General features: G+C 50.3%; 25 protein-coding genes. 14 read left to right on the top strand and 11 right to left on the bottom strand.

All coding sequences use genetic code 11. The features are described 5' to 3' along the window. Positions 1 to 109 precede the first annotated feature (109 nt). A complete protein-coding gene (rpmB, locus tag THEVEDRAFT_RS09340) occupies positions 110 to 304 on the bottom strand; it encodes a 50S ribosomal protein L28 (protein WP_006583527.1) in 195 nt (64 codons plus the stop codon). A 105-nt stretch (positions 305 to 409) separates the two neighbouring features. Here rpmB and xseB point away from each other — a divergent pair, with 105 nt between their 5' ends. The 14 genes from xseB to rsfS all read left to right on the top strand — a co-directional run bounded on the left by xseB (position 410) and on the right by rsfS (position 12,033). Then, positions 410 to 610, top strand: a complete 201-nt coding sequence (gene xseB, locus THEVEDRAFT_RS04485) for an exodeoxyribonuclease VII small subunit (protein WP_006583526.1) — start codon at positions 410 to 412, stop codon at positions 608 to 610. 26 nt (positions 611 to 636) lie between these two features. Next, positions 637 to 1,551 (top strand): polyprenyl synthetase family protein, encoded by a 915-nt coding sequence (locus tag THEVEDRAFT_RS04480; RefSeq protein WP_006583525.1) that lies wholly within the window; start codon positions 637 to 639, stop codon positions 1,549 to 1,551. Positions 1,552 to 1,573: 22 nt separating this feature from the next. After that, a complete protein-coding gene (gene dxs, locus THEVEDRAFT_RS04475; protein ID WP_006583524.1) occupies positions 1,574 to 3,472 on the top strand; it encodes a 1-deoxy-D-xylulose-5-phosphate synthase in 1,899 nt (632 codons plus the stop codon). Continuing rightward, positions 3,453 to 4,274, top strand: a complete 822-nt coding sequence (locus THEVEDRAFT_RS04470) for a TlyA family RNA methyltransferase (RefSeq protein WP_006583523.1) — start codon at positions 3,453 to 3,455, stop codon at positions 4,272 to 4,274. The genes dxs and THEVEDRAFT_RS04470 overlap by 20 nt, the downstream gene beginning before the upstream one ends. Beyond that, positions 4,271 to 5,155: an NAD(+)/NADH kinase gene (locus tag THEVEDRAFT_RS04465; RefSeq protein WP_006583522.1), complete on the top strand. Its 885-nt coding sequence runs from the start codon at positions 4,271 to 4,273 to the stop codon at positions 5,153 to 5,155. Before THEVEDRAFT_RS04470 ends, THEVEDRAFT_RS04465 begins: the two co-directional genes overlap by 4 nt. Further along, positions 5,149 to 6,783, top strand: coding sequence for an AAA family ATPase (locus THEVEDRAFT_RS04460; RefSeq protein WP_006583521.1), 1,635 nt, complete (start codon positions 5,149 to 5,151; stop codon positions 6,781 to 6,783). The genes THEVEDRAFT_RS04465 and THEVEDRAFT_RS04460 overlap by 7 nt, the downstream gene beginning before the upstream one ends. Before the next feature lie 98 nt (positions 6,784 to 6,881). Next, entirely contained in the window at positions 6,882 to 7,193 is a 312-nt protein-coding gene (gene rplU, locus THEVEDRAFT_RS04455) for a 50S ribosomal protein L21 (RefSeq protein ID WP_006583520.1), read from the top strand. A gap of 43 nt (positions 7,194 to 7,236) precedes the next feature. Beyond that, positions 7,237 to 7,578, top strand: a complete 342-nt coding sequence (locus THEVEDRAFT_RS04450) for a ribosomal-processing cysteine protease Prp (RefSeq protein WP_006583519.1) — start codon at positions 7,237 to 7,239, stop codon at positions 7,576 to 7,578. Continuing rightward, positions 7,562 to 7,840 carry a 50S ribosomal protein L27 gene (gene rpmA, locus THEVEDRAFT_RS04445; protein WP_006583518.1) on the top strand — a complete coding sequence of 93 codons (279 nt, stop codon included), beginning with the start codon at positions 7,562 to 7,564 and terminating at the stop codon, positions 7,838 to 7,840. The genes THEVEDRAFT_RS04450 and rpmA overlap by 17 nt, the downstream gene beginning before the upstream one ends. 89 nt (positions 7,841 to 7,929) lie before the next feature. Next, positions 7,930 to 8,313: an Obg family protein gene (locus THEVEDRAFT_RS10230; protein ID WP_342610180.1), complete on the top strand. Its 384-nt coding sequence runs from the start codon at positions 7,930 to 7,932 to the stop codon at positions 8,311 to 8,313. Next, the gene (gene cgtA, locus THEVEDRAFT_RS04440) at positions 8,261 to 9,316 is read left to right on the top strand and encodes an Obg family GTPase CgtA (RefSeq protein ID WP_342610179.1); all 1,056 of its coding nucleotides are present in this window, start codon (positions 8,261 to 8,263) and stop codon (positions 9,314 to 9,316) included. Before THEVEDRAFT_RS10230 ends, cgtA begins: the two co-directional genes overlap by 53 nt. Before the next feature lie 86 nt (positions 9,317 to 9,402). Next, entirely contained in the window at positions 9,403 to 10,041 is a 639-nt protein-coding gene (nadD, locus tag THEVEDRAFT_RS04435) for a nicotinate-nucleotide adenylyltransferase (protein ID WP_006583516.1), read from the top strand. A gap of 40 nt (positions 10,042 to 10,081) precedes the next feature. Continuing rightward, complete coding sequence (locus THEVEDRAFT_RS04430; RefSeq protein ID WP_006583515.1) at positions 10,082 to 11,446, top strand: LCP family protein; 1,365 nt, start codon at positions 10,082 to 10,084, stop codon at positions 11,444 to 11,446. Between the two features lie 164 nt (positions 11,447 to 11,610). Next, positions 11,611 to 12,033 (top strand): ribosome silencing factor, encoded by a 423-nt coding sequence (rsfS, locus tag THEVEDRAFT_RS04425; protein ID WP_006583514.1) that lies wholly within the window; start codon positions 11,611 to 11,613, stop codon positions 12,031 to 12,033. Positions 12,034 to 12,149: 116 nt separating this feature from the next. Here rsfS and tpiA read toward each other — a convergent pair whose 3' ends face one another. The 10 genes from tpiA to THEVEDRAFT_RS04390 all read right to left on the bottom strand — a co-directional run bounded on the left by tpiA (position 12,150) and on the right by THEVEDRAFT_RS04390 (position 20,268). Continuing rightward, positions 12,150 to 12,977, bottom strand: coding sequence for a triose-phosphate isomerase (gene tpiA, locus THEVEDRAFT_RS04420; RefSeq protein WP_006583513.1), 828 nt, complete (start codon positions 12,975 to 12,977; stop codon positions 12,150 to 12,152). 110 nt (positions 12,978 to 13,087) lie between these two features. Further along, entirely contained in the window at positions 13,088 to 14,278 is a 1,191-nt protein-coding gene (locus tag THEVEDRAFT_RS04415) for a phosphoglycerate kinase (protein WP_006583512.1), read from the bottom strand. After that, positions 14,279 to 15,292, bottom strand: coding sequence for a type I glyceraldehyde-3-phosphate dehydrogenase (gap, locus tag THEVEDRAFT_RS04410; RefSeq protein ID WP_006583511.1), 1,014 nt, complete (start codon positions 15,290 to 15,292; stop codon positions 14,279 to 14,281). It abuts the gene before it with no gap. Positions 15,293 to 15,401: 109 nt separating this feature from the next. Further along, complete coding sequence (locus THEVEDRAFT_RS10225) at positions 15,402 to 15,965, bottom strand: amylo-alpha-1,6-glucosidase (protein ID WP_342610178.1); 564 nt, start codon at positions 15,963 to 15,965, stop codon at positions 15,402 to 15,404. Then, positions 15,862 to 17,376, bottom strand: coding sequence for a glycogen debranching enzyme N-terminal domain-containing protein (locus tag THEVEDRAFT_RS04405; protein WP_342610177.1), 1,515 nt, complete (start codon positions 17,374 to 17,376; stop codon positions 15,862 to 15,864). Before THEVEDRAFT_RS04405 ends, THEVEDRAFT_RS10225 begins: the two co-directional genes overlap by 104 nt. Continuing rightward, a complete protein-coding gene (gene whiA / locus THEVEDRAFT_RS04400; protein ID WP_006583509.1) occupies positions 17,357 to 18,268 on the bottom strand; it encodes a DNA-binding protein WhiA in 912 nt (303 codons plus the stop codon). The genes THEVEDRAFT_RS04405 and whiA overlap by 20 nt, the downstream gene beginning before the upstream one ends. After that, the gene (locus tag THEVEDRAFT_RS04395; protein WP_006583508.1) at positions 18,256 to 19,383 is read right to left on the bottom strand and encodes a gluconeogenesis factor YvcK family protein; all 1,128 of its coding nucleotides are present in this window, start codon (positions 19,381 to 19,383) and stop codon (positions 18,256 to 18,258) included. Before THEVEDRAFT_RS04395 ends, whiA begins: the two co-directional genes overlap by 13 nt. 1 nt (position 19,384) lies before the next feature. Then, positions 19,385 to 19,462, bottom strand: a complete 78-nt coding sequence (locus THEVEDRAFT_RS10305) for a hypothetical protein (protein ID WP_425358274.1) — start codon at positions 19,460 to 19,462, stop codon at positions 19,385 to 19,387. Next, on the bottom strand, positions 19,431 to 19,580 hold the full coding sequence (locus THEVEDRAFT_RS09575; RefSeq protein ID WP_172634026.1) for a hypothetical protein: 150 nt from the start codon (positions 19,578 to 19,580) through the stop codon (positions 19,431 to 19,433). Before THEVEDRAFT_RS09575 ends, THEVEDRAFT_RS10305 begins: the two co-directional genes overlap by 32 nt. 13 nt (positions 19,581 to 19,593) lie before the next feature. Beyond that, complete coding sequence (locus tag THEVEDRAFT_RS04390; protein WP_172634025.1) at positions 19,594 to 20,268, bottom strand: RNase adapter RapZ; 675 nt, start codon at positions 20,266 to 20,268, stop codon at positions 19,594 to 19,596. Positions 20,269 to 20,301 lie beyond the last annotated feature (33 nt).

Raw genomic sequence — 20,301 nt, 5'->3', positions numbered from 1 at the left:
TTGAGTTTGATCCGCACCCCTTAAGGCTGTCAATTATCTACCGAAGCCACTGAAGAGGGGGAACCCAATGGGATCATGGGGCGTAACAACACAGAGAAAAAGGGCCGTCCTAGACGGCCCTACGAACTACACCGGAACGGAGACACTTGGTACAGACCTTGAGTCGGCGGGTCTCACCGCAACCCAGGTCCACCCGCACGGTCCTTAAGTTGATTAGCCAACGGCGGCGGGTGTGACGATTAGAGTGGCTGACGGCATTGCCCGTCTGTGGCCCTCTCCCGCAGCAATCGCAGATCCTGGACATTCGTTTCCCTCCCTCCGCTTGTGGCGACAACTGAGCTCGAGCATTGTATCATGGACGGTAGGATAGAAGCAACATAGTAAAAGAAAGGCGCTGGAGGTGCTGTAGTTGTCATTTACTGAAGACCTGTCGAAGCTAGAGGTAATAGTTGCTAGATTGGAAAGGGACGATCTACCTCTCGAAGAGGCCCTCAATGTCTATGAAGAGGGAGTTATAATAGCCAGGAGGTGTTTTGAGTTCCTTCAAGACGCCCGCCGCAGGATAGACATCCTTAGCGAAGATGGGACGGAAAAGCCTTTAAACCTGTGAACATAAATCGTAGCTTGGGGGAGTAGATGGTGAACGCTATCAGGTTGGTAGATGTATCCTCTATGGAAGAACTTAACCTCTACATGCGTCATGTTGGGGATGAGGTGGAATGCGAGATAAAGGCAATTAATTCTTCGTTGCCAAGCGACATGCCAAATCGTCTTTGGTCCTCTATGGATTACTCCCTTTCTGGCGGAGGCAAAAGGTTAAGGCCCATCCTTTGCATGGCAACGGCGGAGGCTTTCGGCGTGTCCAGAAAGGATGTCATGCCGATGGCCCTTGCCTATGAAATGGTTCACACCGCCTCCCTGATCCATGATGACCTTCCATGTATGGACAACGACGACATGCGCAGAGGTAGGCCTACAAATCACAAAGCTTACGGAGAAGCATTGGCATTGCTAGCCGGGGATGCTCTGTTGGCATGGGCCTTCCAATATGCGATTGACGGGCTTAGGGAGAACCGTTTCCCCTCTGATTTGATATTAGCCGCGGTTTTAAGCTTGGCTAGGGCAACCGGGCCCGAGGGAATATGTGGTGGGCAGTCCATGGACATGGGCTTTGAGCTCGAAGTGAACAATCTGGATCCAGTGGATAGGGTTTTAAGGGTGGCCACTTACAAAACGGGGGTTTTGATATCCTCTGCCCTGGAAAGTGGAGCCATCCTGGCCAACGCAAATGAGGAAGATCTACTCAAGTTGAAGAACTACGGCATTTCTCTAGGAGTAGCGTTCCAGGTTGCTGATGACATTTTGGACGTTATAGGCAAGAGTGAGGACTTAGGCAAGACGGCAGGTAAGGACCAGGCTCAGGGCAAGACCACCTTTGTGTCAGTACACGGGATTGATGGGGCAAGGAGGATCTTGGCTGATCTATCCGACAAGGCCAAGGGATGGGCAGCGGAGCTCCCCTGTGCAGCGGTCTTTTTGTTTACTGGTTAGAAAAACTAATGGAGAGGACACGATGAGCTTGCACGGCAGCATGAGCCAAGATACAGGGGGAGTCTTGTGGAACCTTAAAGGGCCACAGGAGATCAAGAACCTCAGCAAATCACAGGTTGGAATACTATGTAAAGAGGTAAGGGACCTCATATGTCAGGTTACCCTTAGCAACGGGGGGCACTTGGCTTCCTCCTTGGGGGCAGTGGAGCTGATAGTATCTCTCTTGAGGAGCTTCTCCCCCCCGGAGGATAAGATCATTTTTGATGTCGGGCATCAGGCTTATGCGTATAAAATATTAACCGATCGTCGAGATGTATTTAAAACTCTACGGCAGAAGGATGGGATAGCGGGATTTCCTCGTCGCAAGGAGAGCCCCTACGATGCCTTTGATGTAGGTCATAGCAGCACGTCAATATCTGCCGCGTTGGGTATGGCAAAGGCTAGGGAATCGTTAGGGGAAAAGGGGCATGTGGTAGCAGTCATAGGGGACGGGGCGTTGATCAACGGGTTGGCATTCGAGGGGTTAAACAACGTTACCCCCCTTGGTACTAAGGTTATAATAATCTTAAACGATAATAAGATGTCCATAAACCACAGGGTCGGCGGCATGGCGGAGCACTTAGCTAAGCTGTCCGCAAGCAGCACATACCAGGACATCAAACAGCGGGTAAAAAAGGCCCTAAGGGAGGCCCAAGGTGGCCAAAAGCTGGAGGACCTGATCGGTCGCTGGAAGGGTAAGATTAAGTCCTTGCTACTACCCCCCAACATATTTGAGGAAATGGATATAACCTACTGGGGGCCTTTCGACGGGCACGATGTAGACGAGATGGACCGGGTATTTACCTGGGCAAAGGAATATCCTGAATCGGTTTTAATTCACGTTATAACTAAGAAGGGGAAGGGGTATCAAAGGGCGGAGGTATCCCCCACGGTCTTTCATGGGGTATCCCCTTCTTTCGTAGGCAGAGAAGATAAGACCGAGGATGGGACCTTGAACGTTAAGACCCAGGATTGGAGCTCTCTTGCCGCATCCATAGCGGAGGAGATGGCAGCGAAAGACCCTAGGGTGGTGTGTTCCACCGCCGCCATGAAGGAGGGTAGCAAGCTCGGCAAATTTGCGAACTCCTTCCCGGATCGTTTCTTCGATGTTGGAATAGCGGAGTCTCATCTGATAACCTTTGCCGCCGGAATGGCCGCAGAGGGCATGATTCCCCTGGTATTCATATACTCTACGTTTCTTCAGCGGGCAATGGACCAGTTGGTTCACGACGTTTGCCTTCCGGGGCTTCCAGTGTTGCTTTGCGTGGATAGGGCAGGCTTAGTGGGAGAAGACGGAGAGACCCATCAGGGACTTTTGGATGTTTCGTGGGGGAAGTGTATACCAAACCTAACCTTGATGTCTCCAAGAGACGGCGAGGATCTTCGGTTCATGATGTCCGAGTGGCTCAAATCTCCAGGCCCAGCCCTTATAAGGTATCCTAAGGGAGCAGTTAAAACGGCAAAACGCATGGTTGCCCCCTGGGGAAGACTGGAGGTTATAAGGAACGGCAGGGACATATGCCTCGCGGGATACGGAAGTACCGTATCAACCATAGAGGCCGCAGCGGATATCCTGGGGTCAAGGGGAATGGATCCCACGGTGTTAGATCTCAGATTCCTTAAACCGCTAGACCATCAGGGAATGATAGACGTCTTATCTAGGCATCGCTTAGTGGTTGTGGCAGAAGAGGGCTACCGTTTAGGTGGTATGGGGGAGACCATATGCCGCCTAAGTTCGGAGCGTGGGCTTCGATGCAGGGTTATCACCATGGGCGTGTCAGACAGATTTGTGCCCCACGCTAAAAGACAAGAACAGTTGGAGGAGGAGGGGCTAACCCCTCATGGGGTGGTCCAGATGCTAGATGAAATCTCAAAGGATTAGGCTAGACTCCCTTTTGGTGAGGCGAGGAGTTGCCACATCCAGGGAGGAAGCAAAGAGGTTGATAGAAGCAGGGGTTGTAAGGATAGATGGCGTTGTAGCCTCAAAACCATCTTGCATGGCTGCTATGACATCAACGGTGGACGTCGTTGAAATTTCCAAGGAAGAAAAATGGGTGAGCCGGGGAGCTTACAAGCTTTTGCGGGGATTGGATATGTTCCAGGTTAGCCCGTTTAACCTGGTATGCGTTGACGTAGGGGCCTCCACGGGAGGTTTTACGCAGGTTTTGCTAAGGCGAGGGGCTTCAAGGGTGTACTCAGTAGATGTGGGGTACGGTCAATTGGCATGGTCCTTAAGGAATCATCCCAGGGTAGTTGTTTTGGAGAGGACTAACGCAAGATCCTTATCTAGGGAGGTAATACCGGAGCCATGTGGTCTAGGGGTTTGCGACGTGTCCTTCATATCGTTGAAGCTGATACTTCCAAGCCTCTTTTCCGTTATGGACCCGATTGGTCACGTCATAGCCTTGGTAAAGCCACAGTTCGAGGTGGGACGAGAGAGAGTTGGCAAGAGAGGGGTAGTGCGAGATCCTTTGTTGCACAAAGAGGTCCTGTCGGATATGACGGCTTTCATCAATGATAACACTAAGTGGAGGGTGGCGGGTATGACCCATTCCCCTATAAGAGGCCCGGAGGGGAACATAGAGTTTCTCTTCCATGTAGTGGCAGCTCATGGGGATGATGTAGATTATCAGCTGATTGATATAGATGAGGTGGTCTCTTTGGCCCATCGTGATGCCCGATGAGCGTGGTGGGGTTGTTGTTCAACACAAGCAAGGCTCCCGCTCTGAGGATAGCTCAGCGGGTACTTGCTTGGTGTAATAAGCGAGGCATAGAGGTGCTGGTACCTCCAGAGGAAGCGGTTTTTTTAGGGGTTGGTGCGTCATCTGACCAAGAATTCCTTGAAAGATCAACTCTGGTGGTTGTAATAGGAGGAGATGGCACGTTCCTTCGGGCCGCCAGGTATACGTTAGGACGGGAGATACCCCTTTATGGCATAAACGTTGGACGCCTTGGATTCCTTGCGATAGGCAGTCCCCTTAGCGCGGAGGAAGATCTATCCACCATTATGGATGGCAGGTACACCTTACAGACTAGGGAATGTCTGAAGGGCATAGTCATCAGGGATGGCGAAGAGGTTCATGAACTCTTTGCACTCAATGACTTGGTTGTTACAAAGGGATCATTTGCGAGGTCAATAGACCTGGAGCTATCCATAGATGGGGAGCTGGTAGGTTTATTTCCTTGTGACGGGTTTATAGCGTCAACACCCACCGGCTCTACCGCGTATTCTTTATCGGCTGGTGGTCCTATAGTACCTCCTCATCTATCGTGCATGATACTTGCTCCCATCTGTGCTCATACACTGTACTCCAGGCCTATCGTGCTGGGACCCAACGATAGGGCCGTGATAACCCCTCTCTGTGAGGATAGGGAGGTCTTGCTTACTCAGGATGGTCAGTTGGGCTATAGGCTTCAAGGGAGGGACAGCATAGAGGTGTCCATATCCGGAGCCCCAAAGGTGTACACTATATCCCTTCCCGATCGGAGCTACTACTCGTTGTTACGGGACAAACTTCGATGGGGTAGATGTGCCTTTGATCCTGGGGGAGATGAATCTTGCTGAAGCGGCTATCGGTGCGCAACATATGTGGGATAGCCTCCGCAGATCTGTGCATAGGCGGAAGGTTTGTGGCGATAACCGGGGAGAGCGGGTCGGGCAAAAGCAGTCTTGTCCGTTCTCTGGAGTTGGTTGCTGGTAAGAGGTCAAGCAACGCACTGATAAGGTCATCCAGCACCAGTGGAGAAGTTGACGCAGAATTTTCTTTTCGTGGCGGTACCGTCAATATCAGGAGGATCATATCTTCTGAGGGTAGAAACAGGATCTTTCTGGGGGGTAACCAGGTTAGCCTATCGGATCTCATCCTGAACCTGGGCAACAGAATTCAGATACAAAGTCAGTTTTCCCACCTGTGTCTTTTGGATGAGGACGCTTTTATGGAAATATTAGATTCGTTCGGTGGTTCTTCGATGAGATCCCTTAGGGATCAAATGAAATCTGCTTACGAGGATGCCAGGAGCGCGGCTTTGGAGCTTGAGAGGCTCAAGCGGGAGTTTGAGCGGTGCCAAAGGGACCAGGCGATAATAGAACCACTGCTTGTTGAACTTAGGAGGCTAAATCCATTCCCAGGATGTGTTCAGATCTGGGAATCAGAGGCAAAAAGGATAAGAGACTCAATGCAAGAGCTTAGAGCGGTGGAAGAGGCCATGGATATGCTCCATCATAGAGAGGGGTCCGCAGCGGACATCATAGGCAGCACATTGAGTTCCCTGTCATCAAAGCTTCCAAGCTCCGACAGGAAAGAGGAAATCACCAGGAGGCTTTCTGAGGCCCTGGATGCCTTAGGAGCCGCAATAGCGGATCTTAGAAGCTGGGAAGGCATTGATGCCGTTGATGAGATGGAAGCCAAGGCAGATGAATTGGAAGACAAGCTTGGAAGCTTAAGGCAGCTGATGAGGAAACTTCACCTGGACAGCGACGAAGATATAACGGATTTTTTAAACGAAGCCGAACAGCGATCCCGATGGCTAATAGAGGCGGAATCCCGACTCAGCTCGCTTAGCGGAAAAGTTGCTGCACTTAAAAAAAAGGCATATGAAACCGCTATGGAGCTAAGAGAGTTTAGGGGGGCGCTTGCTGAGTCATTCAGCGGGGAGGTATCTCTAAACCTAGAGGCTCTGGGAATGGATGGGATCAAATTCAGTGTTTCCAGGGAGCCGCTAAAAAAGATAGGCCCGTCAGGGGCCGATAGAGTCCTCTTTCTAATGGGCACCGAGGGATCTGATTTATATCCCATATCTAAGAGAGCGTCTGGAGGGGAACTAAGTCGTATTTTGCTTGCAATTCAGTGTGCCATGAAGGACCGTTGGTCCCCGGAGTGTATAGTATTCGACGAGGTGGAAGCGGGGCTTGGGGGAAGATCTGCCCTTTTAGCTGGACTGAAGTTGAAAGAGTTATCTAAAGCTGGTCAAGTCATACTAATAACCCATGAGGCTACTCTTGCTGCTATGGGGGACCAACATCTTGTGGTTAGGAGGAAAGGGGATATCACCGAGGTCTTAGATATTTCCGGAGAAGAACGTGTGGCGGAGATAGCTCGAATGCTATCCGGTGAAGCCCATGAAGATGCCATGAGGCACGCCAGGTTCCTTCTGGAGAAGTACGGCGCTGAGACCGTGGTTGACGTTGACTAATTGGGGCCTAAAGTGTAGAATTCTTTGGCGTTAATATCGCCTGGGTCGGGTTTAAAGTAGCTTTGCTCACCCGAGCCGCAGCGAAGGGAGAGGTGTGAATGTACGCGATAGTAGAGACCGGTGGTAAGCAGTACAGGGTAAAGCAAGGAGATAAGATAAGGGTTGAGTTGCTGAAGGCAGACGAGGGCTCTTCTGTTTGCCTTGATAAGGTCCTCTTCGTTTCAAAGGATGATTCTATATTGGTAGGCAGCCCCTACGTTGACGGGGCCAAGGTAACCGCTAAGGTTCTTGGTCACGGCAAAGAGGACAAGGTTATAGTTTTCAAGTATCGTAGGAAGAAGAACTATAGGCGCTTTAGGGGGCACCGGCAGCACTATACCGACCTCATGGTGGAGGATATCACGCTCTAGTCTTGTGTTCAGTTGGACGTTTTTTAGGTCTTAGGTTGTGTAAATGACCAGGGTCACGTTCTTTTTTAAGGGCGGTTTGATAGTTGGTTTTGAGGCGGTTGGGCACTCAGGGGCCGCAGCAAGAGGTGAGGACGTGGTATGTGCCGCTGTTTCCACCTTGCTTCAAGCTTTAGAGTTGGGCATGATCCAGGTGGTAGGAGTTAAAAACCCCGATTTTCAGGTGGATCCCCGCAAGCCGCTCAGGCGGATGGTATGGGGTCAGCTGGAAGGAGAGGGCTGGAGGGTTCTGGTGGAAACGGTTAGGCTCTCGTTGAAGTCTTTGGCGTCCTCGTATCCTAAGTACATAGTCGTTTCGGAGGTGGAGCGAAATGATCTTAGTTTTTGATATTCAATTCTTTGCCCATAAGAAGGGGCAGGGGAGCAGTTCAAACGGCAGGGATAGCAACCCAAAGTATCTTGGTCTTAAGAGAACTGATGGTGAAGTGGTCAAGGCGGGTACCATAATCGTCCGTCAGAGGGGTACTAAGTACCGTCCTGGGGTTAACGTGGGTAGGGGTAAGGACGATACCTTGTTTGCCCTGAAGGATGGGGTTGTTAAGTTCCAGACCAAGGCGGATCGCAAGTTCGTAGCCGTGGTACCCTGTTGAGCCGTAGGCGCATCATATCCTGTGATCAACTTCTTTATGGGGCCTTGCGGCCCCTTTAATTATGTTTCTACATGTGAGGGTGTTGGCATATGAAGTTTGTGGACATGGCCAAGATAAGGGTCACGGCCGGTGCCGGTGGCAACGGTTGTGTCAGCTTCCGAAGGGAGAAGTTCGTTCCTAAGGGTGGCCCAGATGGAGGCAACGGTGGCAGGGGGGGCAACGTGTGGTTGGTTGCAGATCGCAACCTGCAAACCTTAGCTGACTTCGAGTATAAAAGGTCATATAAAGCTCAGGATGGTAAGAGCGGAAGCGGAGGTGGGCGAAACGGGAAATCCGGAGAGGATCTTTTCATTAAGGTCCCTTGTGGCACCGTGGTTTATGATTCGTCCACAATGGAGGTCTATGCGGACTTGGTATCCCATGGAGATATGTTCCTGGCAGCCGAGGGGGGGCAGGGGTGGAAGGGGCAATAGGGTTTTTGCCAGCTCCTTAAGAAAGGCTCCTCGGTTTGCGGAGAAGGGCTATCCTGGAGATTCTAGGGAACTGCTTCTAGAGCTAAGGATGATAGCGGACCTTGGAATGGTGGGGGCTCCAAACGCGGGTAAGTCTAGCCTGCTAAAAAGTCTAAGTGAAGCTAATCCCAAGATAGCCCCTTATCCTTTTACCACCCTTACCCCTAACCTCGGAGTGCTAGCAGACCATAGACATCGGCTTGTAATTGCAGATATCCCTGGTTTAATAGAGGGGGCTCACGAGAATAGGGGGCTTGGCATAGCCTTTTTGAGGCATATCCAGAGAACCAGGATGTTGATCCATGTGTTGGACATATCCTCCGGGGATTTAGACCTCATTGTTAAGGATTGGAGCACCATAAGAGCCGAGATGGAGGCTTTTGATCGGTCCATATTGGATAAACCGTGTATGATCGTCGGTAATAAACTAGACCTTTTGTCGGAGGAGACCAGAAATCACCTGTTACCCCTTACAAAGGAGTTTTTCACCGAAAAACAGATGCGTTTTGTAGCCTTAAGCGCCCTCTCGGGAGAGAACATTGATCAATTGGTGGAAGAGATACTGCGTTTTGCCGATGAGAACCCAACTCCCATTTATACCCCAAGGGTAACAGCCGTAGAGGTTTCCCGTGACACAAAGAGCCGGGACTTCAAGTCCATGCGCCATCGCAGTGTTCATGTTCTAAGGGAAGCCGATGGGGTATACAGAGTGGTTCACCCACACCTTGAGGACGCAGTTTTGCGATACAATTTCGATCACGAGGAAAACCTAGTGAGGTTTGGTAGGTTATTGCGTTCCTACATGGTTGATGATCTTCTTTTAAGTGCAGGGGCTAAAGAAGGGGACACGGTGTTAATAGGCTCCGTGGAGTTTAACTTCAACCCCGATTTAGATGCCGTTGAAGAAATTGAAGGACAGGAGATCTCGCCTTCCAAAGACGAGGATCCCGATGGTGATAAATGAGATTATCCTCGGCTAGAATTAAAGTTGATCGAGGTTAAATTTTAATGTCATCGTTGAACAACACCTCTGAAAACAGGAGTGCTGTCATGGACAGGCTAGAAAACGATTCGGATCTGTCAAGGCCTGACGAGCGGAGGATCGGCGTAATGGGTGGGACCTTTGATCCCATCCATTACGGTCATCTTTTGGCAGCAGAAGAGGCTCGATCTAGAATAGGGCTTAGCGAGGTCATATTTGTTCCAACTGGATACCCTCCACATAAGGATACTAGTCGAATATCCCATCAAGAGGATAGGTTCAAGATGACTTCCCTTGCGGTGGCGGGTAACAGCAGTTTTAAGGTTTCCAGGATAGAGATAGACACACCTGGTCCTCATCATACCGTTGATACCATCCTAGCACTTAAGTCTCTTTTCCCCAAGGGCTCTTCATTTTATTTTATAACCGGATTGGACTCTATACTTCAACTCCTTACATGGAAGGAGCCTTTTTTATTGGCATCTCTTTGTACTTTAATTGCGGTAAGCAGGCCAGGGTATAATGTGAATAAGATTTTGGATTTGCCGGAGCAGATAAGAAAGGCCATTTTGCCCTTGGAGATTCCGTTGCTTGCCATATCCAGCACGAACATCAGGAGACGGCTCAGGGACGGTATGAGCATAAGGTATCTTACGCCTGATACTGTCGTAGACTACATAATGCGCAAGAGGCTTTACTTAGATTAAATTAACTATTCCACTATGGAAGGTAGGATCTCCACAGGACATGAGACTAAGAAATATGTTCTTAGCAGCCCTTTTAGTGCTTGTTTCTTTCGCCGCTGGAGCATATGTGCGGTTCCGTTCGGAGGTTTCTGCGCCGGTAGAGAAGATAAAGGATACCATCTCCGAGGACATGGGGAAGAAGCTGACGGGTTCACTGAACATTCTTTTGCTTGGGGAGGATAACGTGGACGGCTCCAGGCGAACCGATAGCATCGCCCTTGTGTTTTTAGACTTGGATGCTAATACTGTTAAGGTGGTTTCGTTGCCAAGGGATACCAGGGTCAATATACCAGGTCACGGGTTTCAAAAACTAAATCATTCCTACGCTTTCGGCGGTGTAGACCTGCTTAAGTCAACGGTGATGTCAAACCTGGGCATACCTATACACTACTATGTTTTATTGGACTACAGCAGTTTCGCCAGGATGGTGGATTCCATCGGCGGTGTAGACGTATACGTACCTAAGAAAATGCGGTATGTTGATAGGGCAGGAGGGCTCAACATAAACTTGGAGAAGGGGCTTCAGCATTTGGATGGGGAGAGATCCCTTCACTTTGTGCGGTTCCGCCACGATGCTATGGGTGACATTGGCAGGGTGCAGCGTCAGCAGGAATTTATCAAGGCTATTCTGAGCAAGCTTAAGAGCCCTGAGATGGTTACGAAGGTGCCACAGTTCGTAAGGGAGGCCATAAGCATCATAAAGACCGACATGCCACTTTCGGTGGCACTGCAGCTCGGTGGTTTTTTAAGTGATATAGATAAGAGTAATATCCTCTTCACAATGATGCCAGGCAAGCCAAGTTACATAAAGGGAGTGAGTTATTGGCTCCCCGAGATGGAAGGTTTCAAGCGTATATGTGCTATGAGTGTGAAGGAGCTATCCAACCCCGATGGGGCTTCCATGGATCTTGTCGCCAACTACGGGGTACAAATCTCAACTGCTTCGGACAGGGATATTTACAGCGATAAAAGGACAAGCCTCCAAGGGGGCCCGAGTGAGGCATCGGAAGATGACATCAGAACTCTTGTTAAAAACATAACTGTACCGGTGGCGATTCTTAACGGAACTGGGAAGAAGGGCTTAGGACAGATCGCCTCGGAGACATTTCAGAAGATGGGCATAGAGGTTATATACACGGGCAACGCTAAACACTTTGATTACAGAGCTAGCATGGTCCTCTACCCAGAAGGGGCAAACCAAGACACCATAAGGGCTGCTAAGAACATGGCTAAGCTATGCGGGATAAGGGATTCGATGGTACGATCAGGTCGTCAAGCGATGTTCGCAAGCCTGGTCTTAGGAGGAGACTATGGAAAGATCTTTGGGAGCCTGGATGAAGCGAGGAAGTACTTGGACTCTCATTGATTAGTAAGCTTATTATAGGGCATGTCTCCCTATAAGTTAGCACATGATAAGATTAAACCGCGACACACTCAAGCAACATAAGATCATGAGGTGTTCTTCGGTCTTTGGCCTTTGCGGCGGCTATTTATATTGCGATAAATGCGATAAAAAGGAGGCGATTTTTTTTGAAGGACAAATTAGTAGTACCAGGCAGGGAAGCGGCTTCTATCGATGAGATTAAAAGCACAGAGGACTCGGAAAGTCTCTTTAAGCGGTATCGCCCCCTTGGCATAAGGCTTATCGATAAGCACGCCAAGGATGTGGATTTCATAGATGTTCGAGATACGTTAGGGGTAGCAGATCTATTTGTAGTTGTAACTGCACTCAATGACATACACATGGAAGCGTTGGAGGCGGAAGCAGAGGAATTTCTGGAGGATCACTTTGAGTCCGTAAGGAAAGAAGGTAAGGAAAGCAGGCGCTGGAGGCTTCTGGATGCGGGCGACGTGGTAGTTCACATATTTTCTAAGGACGCAAGAGACTTCTATCGGATAGAACGTATATGGGGAGATTCTCCAGTTCTTAGGTTTGAGGACCCGGACGAATGATTCTATAAACGTGTAGCGACTGCCTAGGTGGGTGAGACTCTTCAAAGGGCGGCCGGAGGGGTTAGCGGCCGCCCTTTGAAGGCCCCAAATATGTCCTATAATATATCTTATGTTACCTAGAGCTTCTTGCCAAAACCCTTAGCGGCCATGGCACGATACGCCTCGTTAAGTATGCCAGTAAAACCCTCCAGATCCAGGGATGCGCCACCGACAAGCAACCCGTCGATGTCCCTTTCTTTTAGAATATCGAAGGTGTTGTCAACCTTTACGCTGCCTCCATATAAGACCCTGACTGAATCTGCCGCATTTGGCATCAAGGACCTTACAACCTCCCTTATGTAGGAGCATACTTCCTGTGCATCTTGAGCACTGGCGGTTTTACCGGTACCTATGGCCCATACTGGTTCGTATGCAATCGCAAGCCTTTGGGCCACGAAGTCGCTAGACCGCCCACCCAGCGCCTGCTCGACCTGTGACCTCACAACGTTGAAGGTTTCCCCGGACTCCCGTTGTGACAGCAACTCCCCAACGCACACCATGGCCTTCCCACCAAGGGCCTCAACGGAAGCCACCTTCTTCGCCACCTGTTCATCGGTTTCTCCAAACAGGGTTCGCCTTTCACTATGTCCTATAAGGACGTAATCACATCCCTCCTTTATAAGAGCACTGATGCTGATTTCACCAGTATATGCTCCTTTTTCCTCCCAATGACCGTTCTGGGCACCGATCTTAACCATTTCAGTTGAGCGGCTTATCAGGCAACTATGAATGCATAGGGCAGTTGGATATACTAGCACCTCCAGGAGATCCTCTTCCAAAAGTTCTGCAAGGCCGCTCCTATCCGGTGAATCCAAGGTCCTCTCCAATCCCCTTACGAAAGCCTCCGCTTCCTCTATCCCTTTGTGCATCTTCCAGTTACCCGCCACAATGTGAGGCCTCAACATATGGAGATCCCTCCCAACCTAACTTATATGATAGTCGTTACGGGAAAACCGGTGATCATAAAGCGATGGCCCACCATAACGGCGGGCCATCGCTAAACAACCCCTAAAACCTAATCCAACAGGATCTCGACTCCAGGCAACACCCTACCCTCAAAGAACTCCAAGCTGGCTCCCCCTCCGGTGGAGACATGTCCTACCTTATCCTCCATCCCGAAAGCAGCCACCGCGGCAGCGCTGTCACCTCCACCTACCACTGATGTAGATCCGTTTTGAACAGTCCTGGCAATAGCCTCAGCTACCCCCTTAGTGCCGGAAGCAAAAGCTGATATCTCAAAAACCCCCATTGGGCCGTTCCAAAGAATGGTTTTGGCCCCCTCGATGATCCCAGCAAAGCTCTTAACGCTCTCAGGACCAATGTCTAGACCCATTTGATCGGAAGGTATCGCGTCGCTTGATACTACCGCCGAAGAGACTCCATCCTTTACTTCCTGGGCCACCACCACATCAACGGGGAGCACCATGGATATCCCCTTTTCGGCAGCCTTGTTCATCATCTCCTTGGCAAAGTCAAGCTTATCCTCTTCACACAGGGATCTGCCTATCTCCACGCCTCTTGCCTTGAGGAAAGTAAAGGCCATGCCACCGCCTATAAGGATGGTCTGGACCTTATCCAACATGTTGTCTATAACGCCTATCTTGTCGGATACCTTAGCCCCTCCCAAGATAAGCACGAAGGGGGCATCCGGGTTATCTCTCACCTTGCTGAGCACCTCTATCTCCTTTTCCATTAAGTACCCCGCATAGGTTTCAAGGTGATCCGCGACACCCCTGGTGGATGCGTGGGCCCTATGAGCAGCGCTGAACGCATCCATAACAAACACGTCGAAGGGCTCTGCAAGCCTCCTGGCGAAATCTGGGTCGTTCTTCTCCTCCTCCGGATGGAAACGAAGGTTCTCCAACAGGAGCATCTCGCCATCCTTTAGAGAGCCAAGCGCCTCCACCACCGACTCGCCGACACAGTCCTCCGCCATCTTGATACTCCAACCGGTAAGCTTAGCCAGTTCATCCCTTACCGGCCCCAAGGAAAACTCCATGTTCCTCTTGCCCTTGGGTCTTCCAAGGTGGGATGCCATGCAAACAACCGCCCCGGCATCCCTAAGAGCCTGGATGGTCTTAAGATGAGCCCGAATCCGGGTATCATCGGACACCTTGCCATCCTTCATTGGGACATTGAAGTCCACCCGAAGGAAGACCTTCTTCCCTTTTACCTGGTCGGTGGAAAAGGTCCTTACCTTTGGCATTTAAAGTCCCCTCTCCACAATGTAGTTAACCAGATCAACCACCCTACAGCTATAACCCCACTCGTTATCGTACCAGGAAAGCACCTTGGCCATGTTATCGATGACCATCGTATGCTTGGGGGCGAAGATAGAGGAATGGCTGTCCTGAACAAAATCCATCGATACCAAATCCTCCGGCTCATAGGCCAAGATCCCCTTCAGGGAACCCTCTGCGTACTCTTTAACCGCCTGATTAATCTCCTCGGCGGTAACGTTCCTTGACAACTCCACCACCAGATCTACCACTGACACATCAGGGGTAGGGACCCGAAGGGCAAAACCGTTGAGCTTGCCCTTCAGCTCAGGCATGACCTTGCCTATGGCCTTAGCAGCCCCCGTGCTAGTGGGGATTATAGAAAGCGCTGCAGCCCTTCCCCTAGAGAGGTTCTTGTGAGGGAAGTCCAAAGTCTTCTGATCGTTAGTGTAAGAATGAGCGGTGGTCATAAGCCCCTTCACTATCCCAAACCTCTCATGGAGCACCTTTGCCACGGGAGCTAAACAGTTGGTGGTACAAGATGCATTGGAGATAATGTGGTGCTTAGAAGGATCGTAATCCTTCTCGTTTACCCCCATTACTATGGTGATATCCTCATCCGTGGCAGGAGCGGTTATTACAACCTTCTTGGCCCCCGCGTCCATGTGGGCTTTCGCCTTCGCGGCATCGGTGAACCTTCCGGTGGACTCAATAACTACGTCAACCCCCATCTCCCTCCAGGGCAGCTTGGTGGGGTCCGGCTCGGCCAATGCCTTTATCTTATGCCCATTTACAATCAAATTATCTCCGTCCACCTCTACAGTGCCAGGAAAGCGACGAAACACCGAGTCATACTTGAAAAGGTACGCCAACGATGCCGGCGGAGTGAGGTCGTTTACCGCAACCACATCGAAGCAGTTGCCCTGTTTCTCGAAGAAGGCCCTAAGCGAAAGTCGCCCTATCCGACCAAAGCCATTAATAGCCACCTTAATCTTACCCATATCAAGTATCCCCCTTTTACCTTTTATTACCTCAGTCTAAGCAAACCCCAAACTCATAAGATCTCCAAAGGTTCGCCGACGATAGGTATATTTTATATTAAACTCTTATTTAAGCAACCCCCATGGGATTTAGCAAATCCTCTTGAAGAACCCTTAGGACTTCCCCTAGACTTGCGGAATACAGTACATCGCCATGAGGTTTATAGGGCATAATCCCATCAAAGAACTCCGCTATACCACCAAGACAACCGTGCCTCATGTGAGCGTTAAAGGGCCTCATGAAAACCCACCCGATATCTATCCTGTTGGGGTTGAACTTGAGATAAGCGGTTATGAAGTGGCCAAGCAACCAAGGCCAGGCCATACCCCTAAATTTAGCCTTGATTCTTTGGTCTATCCGTCCTTCCTGACGCCCCTTGAACTTATCATGCTTAGGCTCAAGGGTTCTAAGGCCGTAAGTGGTATATAGCTCGTTCCAACAGACATCCAAAACGGACCTTCCCATCACTGGATCTAGGGGTGAACATGGAAGCGATACCGCAAGTATCTGATTCGGCCTTATGGACGGGTCAGGCTTGCATGAGGGATCGACCCAATCGTAGAGATACTCCCCCCTCTTTATTCCAGAAGGTGTCCTTAAAGGACTTCCCACACCTATCGGCCATACCCGCATATCTTTCCCGGGAGCTTACGTCCCCGGTTAGCTCGCAAACCTGTTCCGCAAATCGGAGGGCATTGTACCAAAGGGCGTTGACCTCCACCAGGTAGCCTCTCCTGGTAACCACCGTCTCACCATCAACTACCCCATTCATCCAATGTCTGGATGGATCATCGGTATCTAAAAACAGCATCCCACCATCCGTTAGACTAAGCTGAAGCACATCTATAGGGCGAGAATAGCGATCTATCACGCAGAGGACCTTCCTCCAGAGATCCTCCTTGGCGTCAGGGTTATCAACAGCCTCATAAAGCTTCTGGGCACTGTACGCAAGCCACAACCCGGTGTCCACACCCTGGAACTTTACATCGTCACCGTCGACCTCTGTGGGGACCACCCAATCATTATCCTCCGCTAGGGCTAGCCACCTATTCAAAACTCCCTCTGCGGCTTGGTGTCTACCCGTGGACACCAATAGTCCTGGCATCGAGATAAAGGTCTCCCTCGCAAGCACCCTCATGGAAGGATATCCAGAATATATGCAGGGGCTGCCCCCATTACCCTCATCCACTAGATGGGACGATGCCATCACAAGATCCCTTATGGCACTTGTCTTCGGCTCCATGGGAACGGAAGACACCAATCTATGAGCTCCCTGAATGGCCTCTTTTTCTAGAACCCCTATCTCGGCCTTGGACTTGCAAGCCCCTGTGTCAGAGGAACACAACACTAGGTAAACCGAATCTCCCTCCTGCATGTCGAGCTGCAAAAAGCCAGGCGACCATAGGTCCTCGCAGACCGCCCCCTGGCAATTCTCCTCCTGTTCGTAGACCACCCGATCGAACCATAGGGGCTTTTCTATCCACTCTCCATCGGTGGCCCCCACCTTGGTGGTTATACCCCCTCCGTTAACAATGATCTCCATGCCCGAAGCACTGCAGCTGAAATCCAAACGGGACGCTTGGGGAGACTGAACATCCCGGTGCGACATAAGGGGACGAACCTCAAGCCTTACCCTCTCCGGGGATGCCATTAGCTCATACTTAACTATAGTGCAACCCATACCCTGGGGCATGAATATGGACTTCCTGAACAGAGCACTATGTATCACAAACAACATGGAGGGCATGGGGGATGCCTGATACTCCTGAAGGTAACGGAACCCATCGGGGTAAATGAGGTCCTTATAGCGATTAGTGGATAGCTGATACTTCTTGCTTCCGATGAAGAGGGTTTCCTCAAGCTTGCTTACCAATACCTTATGGTTACCCTTAGGATCCAGTTTCTTCACCAACAGACCGTGAGCCAACCTGGTGTTAGCTCCTATTACAGTGGAGAAACAGTAGCTACCATGACCATCAGATACGAGGAACTCCCTCCCCGCCCCCTTATCATAGGTGTTGACATCAGCCTTTCCCAGGTACATGGGCATCATCCCCCTTCAACAGGTTGGCAAACATCTTCTCCAACTTCCTCCAACGGTACTCCACCGTGCTCTTGGAGACAGGATGAGGCAACACCTGTCCAAGCTCTCTAAGTGAGAGACTGGGATTCTCCCTTCTAGCCCGTACCACCTCCCGCAAAGGCATGGGCAACTCCTCCTCCAGCCCCATCTCATCTATCAGCCTAACCAGACGCATCTGGTTTTCTGATGCCTCCAGGCTTTTAACTATGTTGGCGGAATCGCAGTTTACCAACTTATTGGCCTTGTTTTTCATGGATCGTATTATTGCAGTGTTCTCTAGCCTCATCAGGGTGTTAGAAAGCCCTATAACAGCCAAGAAATCAACTATCTTCTGTTGATCTCTTATCATTACCTCTATTCGTTGATCTTTAGGGCGTCTTGAAAAAGTAATTCCCCTGGCCCTAAGCAATTTATACAACAAATCCGCTGTATTATCAAACAGAGGGACCTTTACCATCAGATAGTAACCGACCCTTGGGAGATAAAGGGCCCCACAACTCCCCCATAGTCCTCTAAGCCAGCATGCCCATTCGATTTCACTCCTTCCCCTAAACTCCTTGAGCACATTAAACAATTCATCGGGGAAGATCATTGAAACCTTAGCTCTTGAGCCCCCAGCCTCGCGATCAATCAATAGCTTAGGCGATCCATTGGCAACTAATTTTTTATCTAAGGCTCCCCAAAGCTTTAATACTCGCCTCAACACGAATCGCCTTGAAGTCTTGCATACCCATCCGCCTAATACCATCCGAGGCAACAGTCCCGCCAATATCCCCGCTAGCTCCGCCAATGGAGCGGTACCCAAAGGCATTGCCCCCCACTCCTCCCACATTGACAGGCTCAGGTCCTCCAAAGCTCACCCTCCTTGACCTCTCTCGCTATACGGATTAAAAGTTCCGCCAGCTTTTTGGGATCATGCCGAAGAAGCCCTTTCTGCGATTCAGAACCCACGAGATCCCCTTTTATCAAACGACATCCACTTGATTTAAGCTTTTCTTCCTCTTCCACGCTAGGATACACAGGAACTGCTCCTTGGCTTAAATACCTATTGAGCGCCTCCTTGGGAAGCTGTGCTGAGTTTGCTATCACCATGTCCGGATAAGTCCCCAACACCCCAGCAATCCATTCAACATGATCCATAAAACCGAATTTATCTGTCTCCCCAGGCTGGGTCATTATGTTCGAGACGTAAACCTTAGGAGCCTTTGATATCCTAACTTTATGGGCCACTCTATCCACAAGAAGGTTGGGGAGAACACTTGTAAATAGGCTGCCAGGACCTAAGACTATCAAGTCTGCTGACTCCAAAGCCAAAAGCACCTCCGGAAGAGGTTTGGGATCCCTTGGTTCTAACCAGATTTTTACCAGCTCACAACCAACGCTGGCTATCTCTACCTCGCCACGAACTGTCCTATCAGCGGTTTTCCCAAATAGAACCACCGGCTCCAGAGTCACAGGCAAAACCTGACCCCTTATGGCAAGAAGCTTATTCATCTCCTTAACTGCCACGCCAAAATCCCCATATAGCTCTGTGGCAGCAAGAAGTATTAAATTGCCAAGGCTGTGATCTTTTAACCCACCCCGATCAAAACGAAAGGAAAGTATCCGCTGAAGCGCACTGTCGTTCTCTGCGAGCGCCACTATACAGTTCCTTATATCCCCCGGGGGGAGAACTCCCCATTCCTCTCTAAGCCTTCCGGAACTACCCCCCTCATCCGTAACCGTAACAACCGCCGTTATGTTTCTGGTAAACCCCTTAAGTCCTCCCAAAAGGGTAGATAAGCCAGTACCGCCACCTATGGCCACTATGTTGGGTCCCATAGATAGCCGATGTTCTATCGCGCTTGCTATTACCTCCCGGCCACCCCTAGCCCCGCTTAACAAAGATCCCCCTAAGGCGGAGACAGCTCCCCACGTGGCCAAAGCACCGGTTATAAAGCCTATAAGAGCGGATATTCCCGAGTCCATATCAGTCCAAACTACCCTTGTCAACGTCTCGGTGCAATACCTCACACCTAAGCCCCATCTGGCTGACCAAGTCCCCTATAGCCTCCGCAACCGCCACAGAACGATGTCTCCCCCCCGTACCAGCCTATGGAAACCCTTAGGACCACCTTCCCGGACCTCTCATAGCAGGGAGAAAATCGCTTTAACATATCAGACATTTGTCTTACAAAATCAAAAAAATACAGGGACATCCCCAAAATAATCAACTATGGCTCTGTCCATACCGGTAAGATCTTTAAGGTGCGGAACGTAGTTGGGGTTGGGAAGGAATCTCACATCCCATACAACGTCGGAATCCTGCGGGACGCCATACTTAAACCCAAAAGAAGTTATTATCAATTTGAACCCTTCACCACCTAGAAGCTCCTCTAAAAGGACCTTCCTCAGCATGGTGTGGTTCATGCCACTGGTGTCTATGACCATATCAGCTATCCCCCTAAGGGGCACCAACATGGCCCGCTCCTCCGATATGCCTTCCAGCAGATCACCTTCTGGGTTTATGGGGTGAGCTCTCTTGGTAAGCTGAAATCGGGATGCAATTTCCCGATCGGATGCATCCAGGAAGATCAACTGCACATGAGTCTTTCCTGCCCTCTTAAGACCAGTTACAACCCGATCAAGGTCGTTTAGCAGGTGCTTCCCCCTAACGTCCATCACTGCAACTACCCCTACAGAAGACGCGGAAGGATGGCTGCTTAAAACATCCAAAAGCTGCGGCAACAGCGATGGAGGCAGGTTGTCTATGGGATAAAACCCCTGATCCTCCAAAACCCTCAACGCAGTGCTCTTACCACTACCGGAGAGCCCTGTAAGTATAATTAATCTTTTAACATTATTCTCCCCCATGAAACCACTCTCCCAGAGATCCATAACCCAAGA

The organism is Thermanaerovibrio velox DSM 12556 (assembly GCF_000237825.1).
Taxonomy (GTDB): Bacteria; Synergistota; Synergistia; order Synergistales; family Synergistaceae; genus Thermanaerovibrio; species Thermanaerovibrio velox.
Note: the sequence above shows the minus strand (reverse complement) of the source record. Positions and strands in the feature narration are given on the sequence as shown.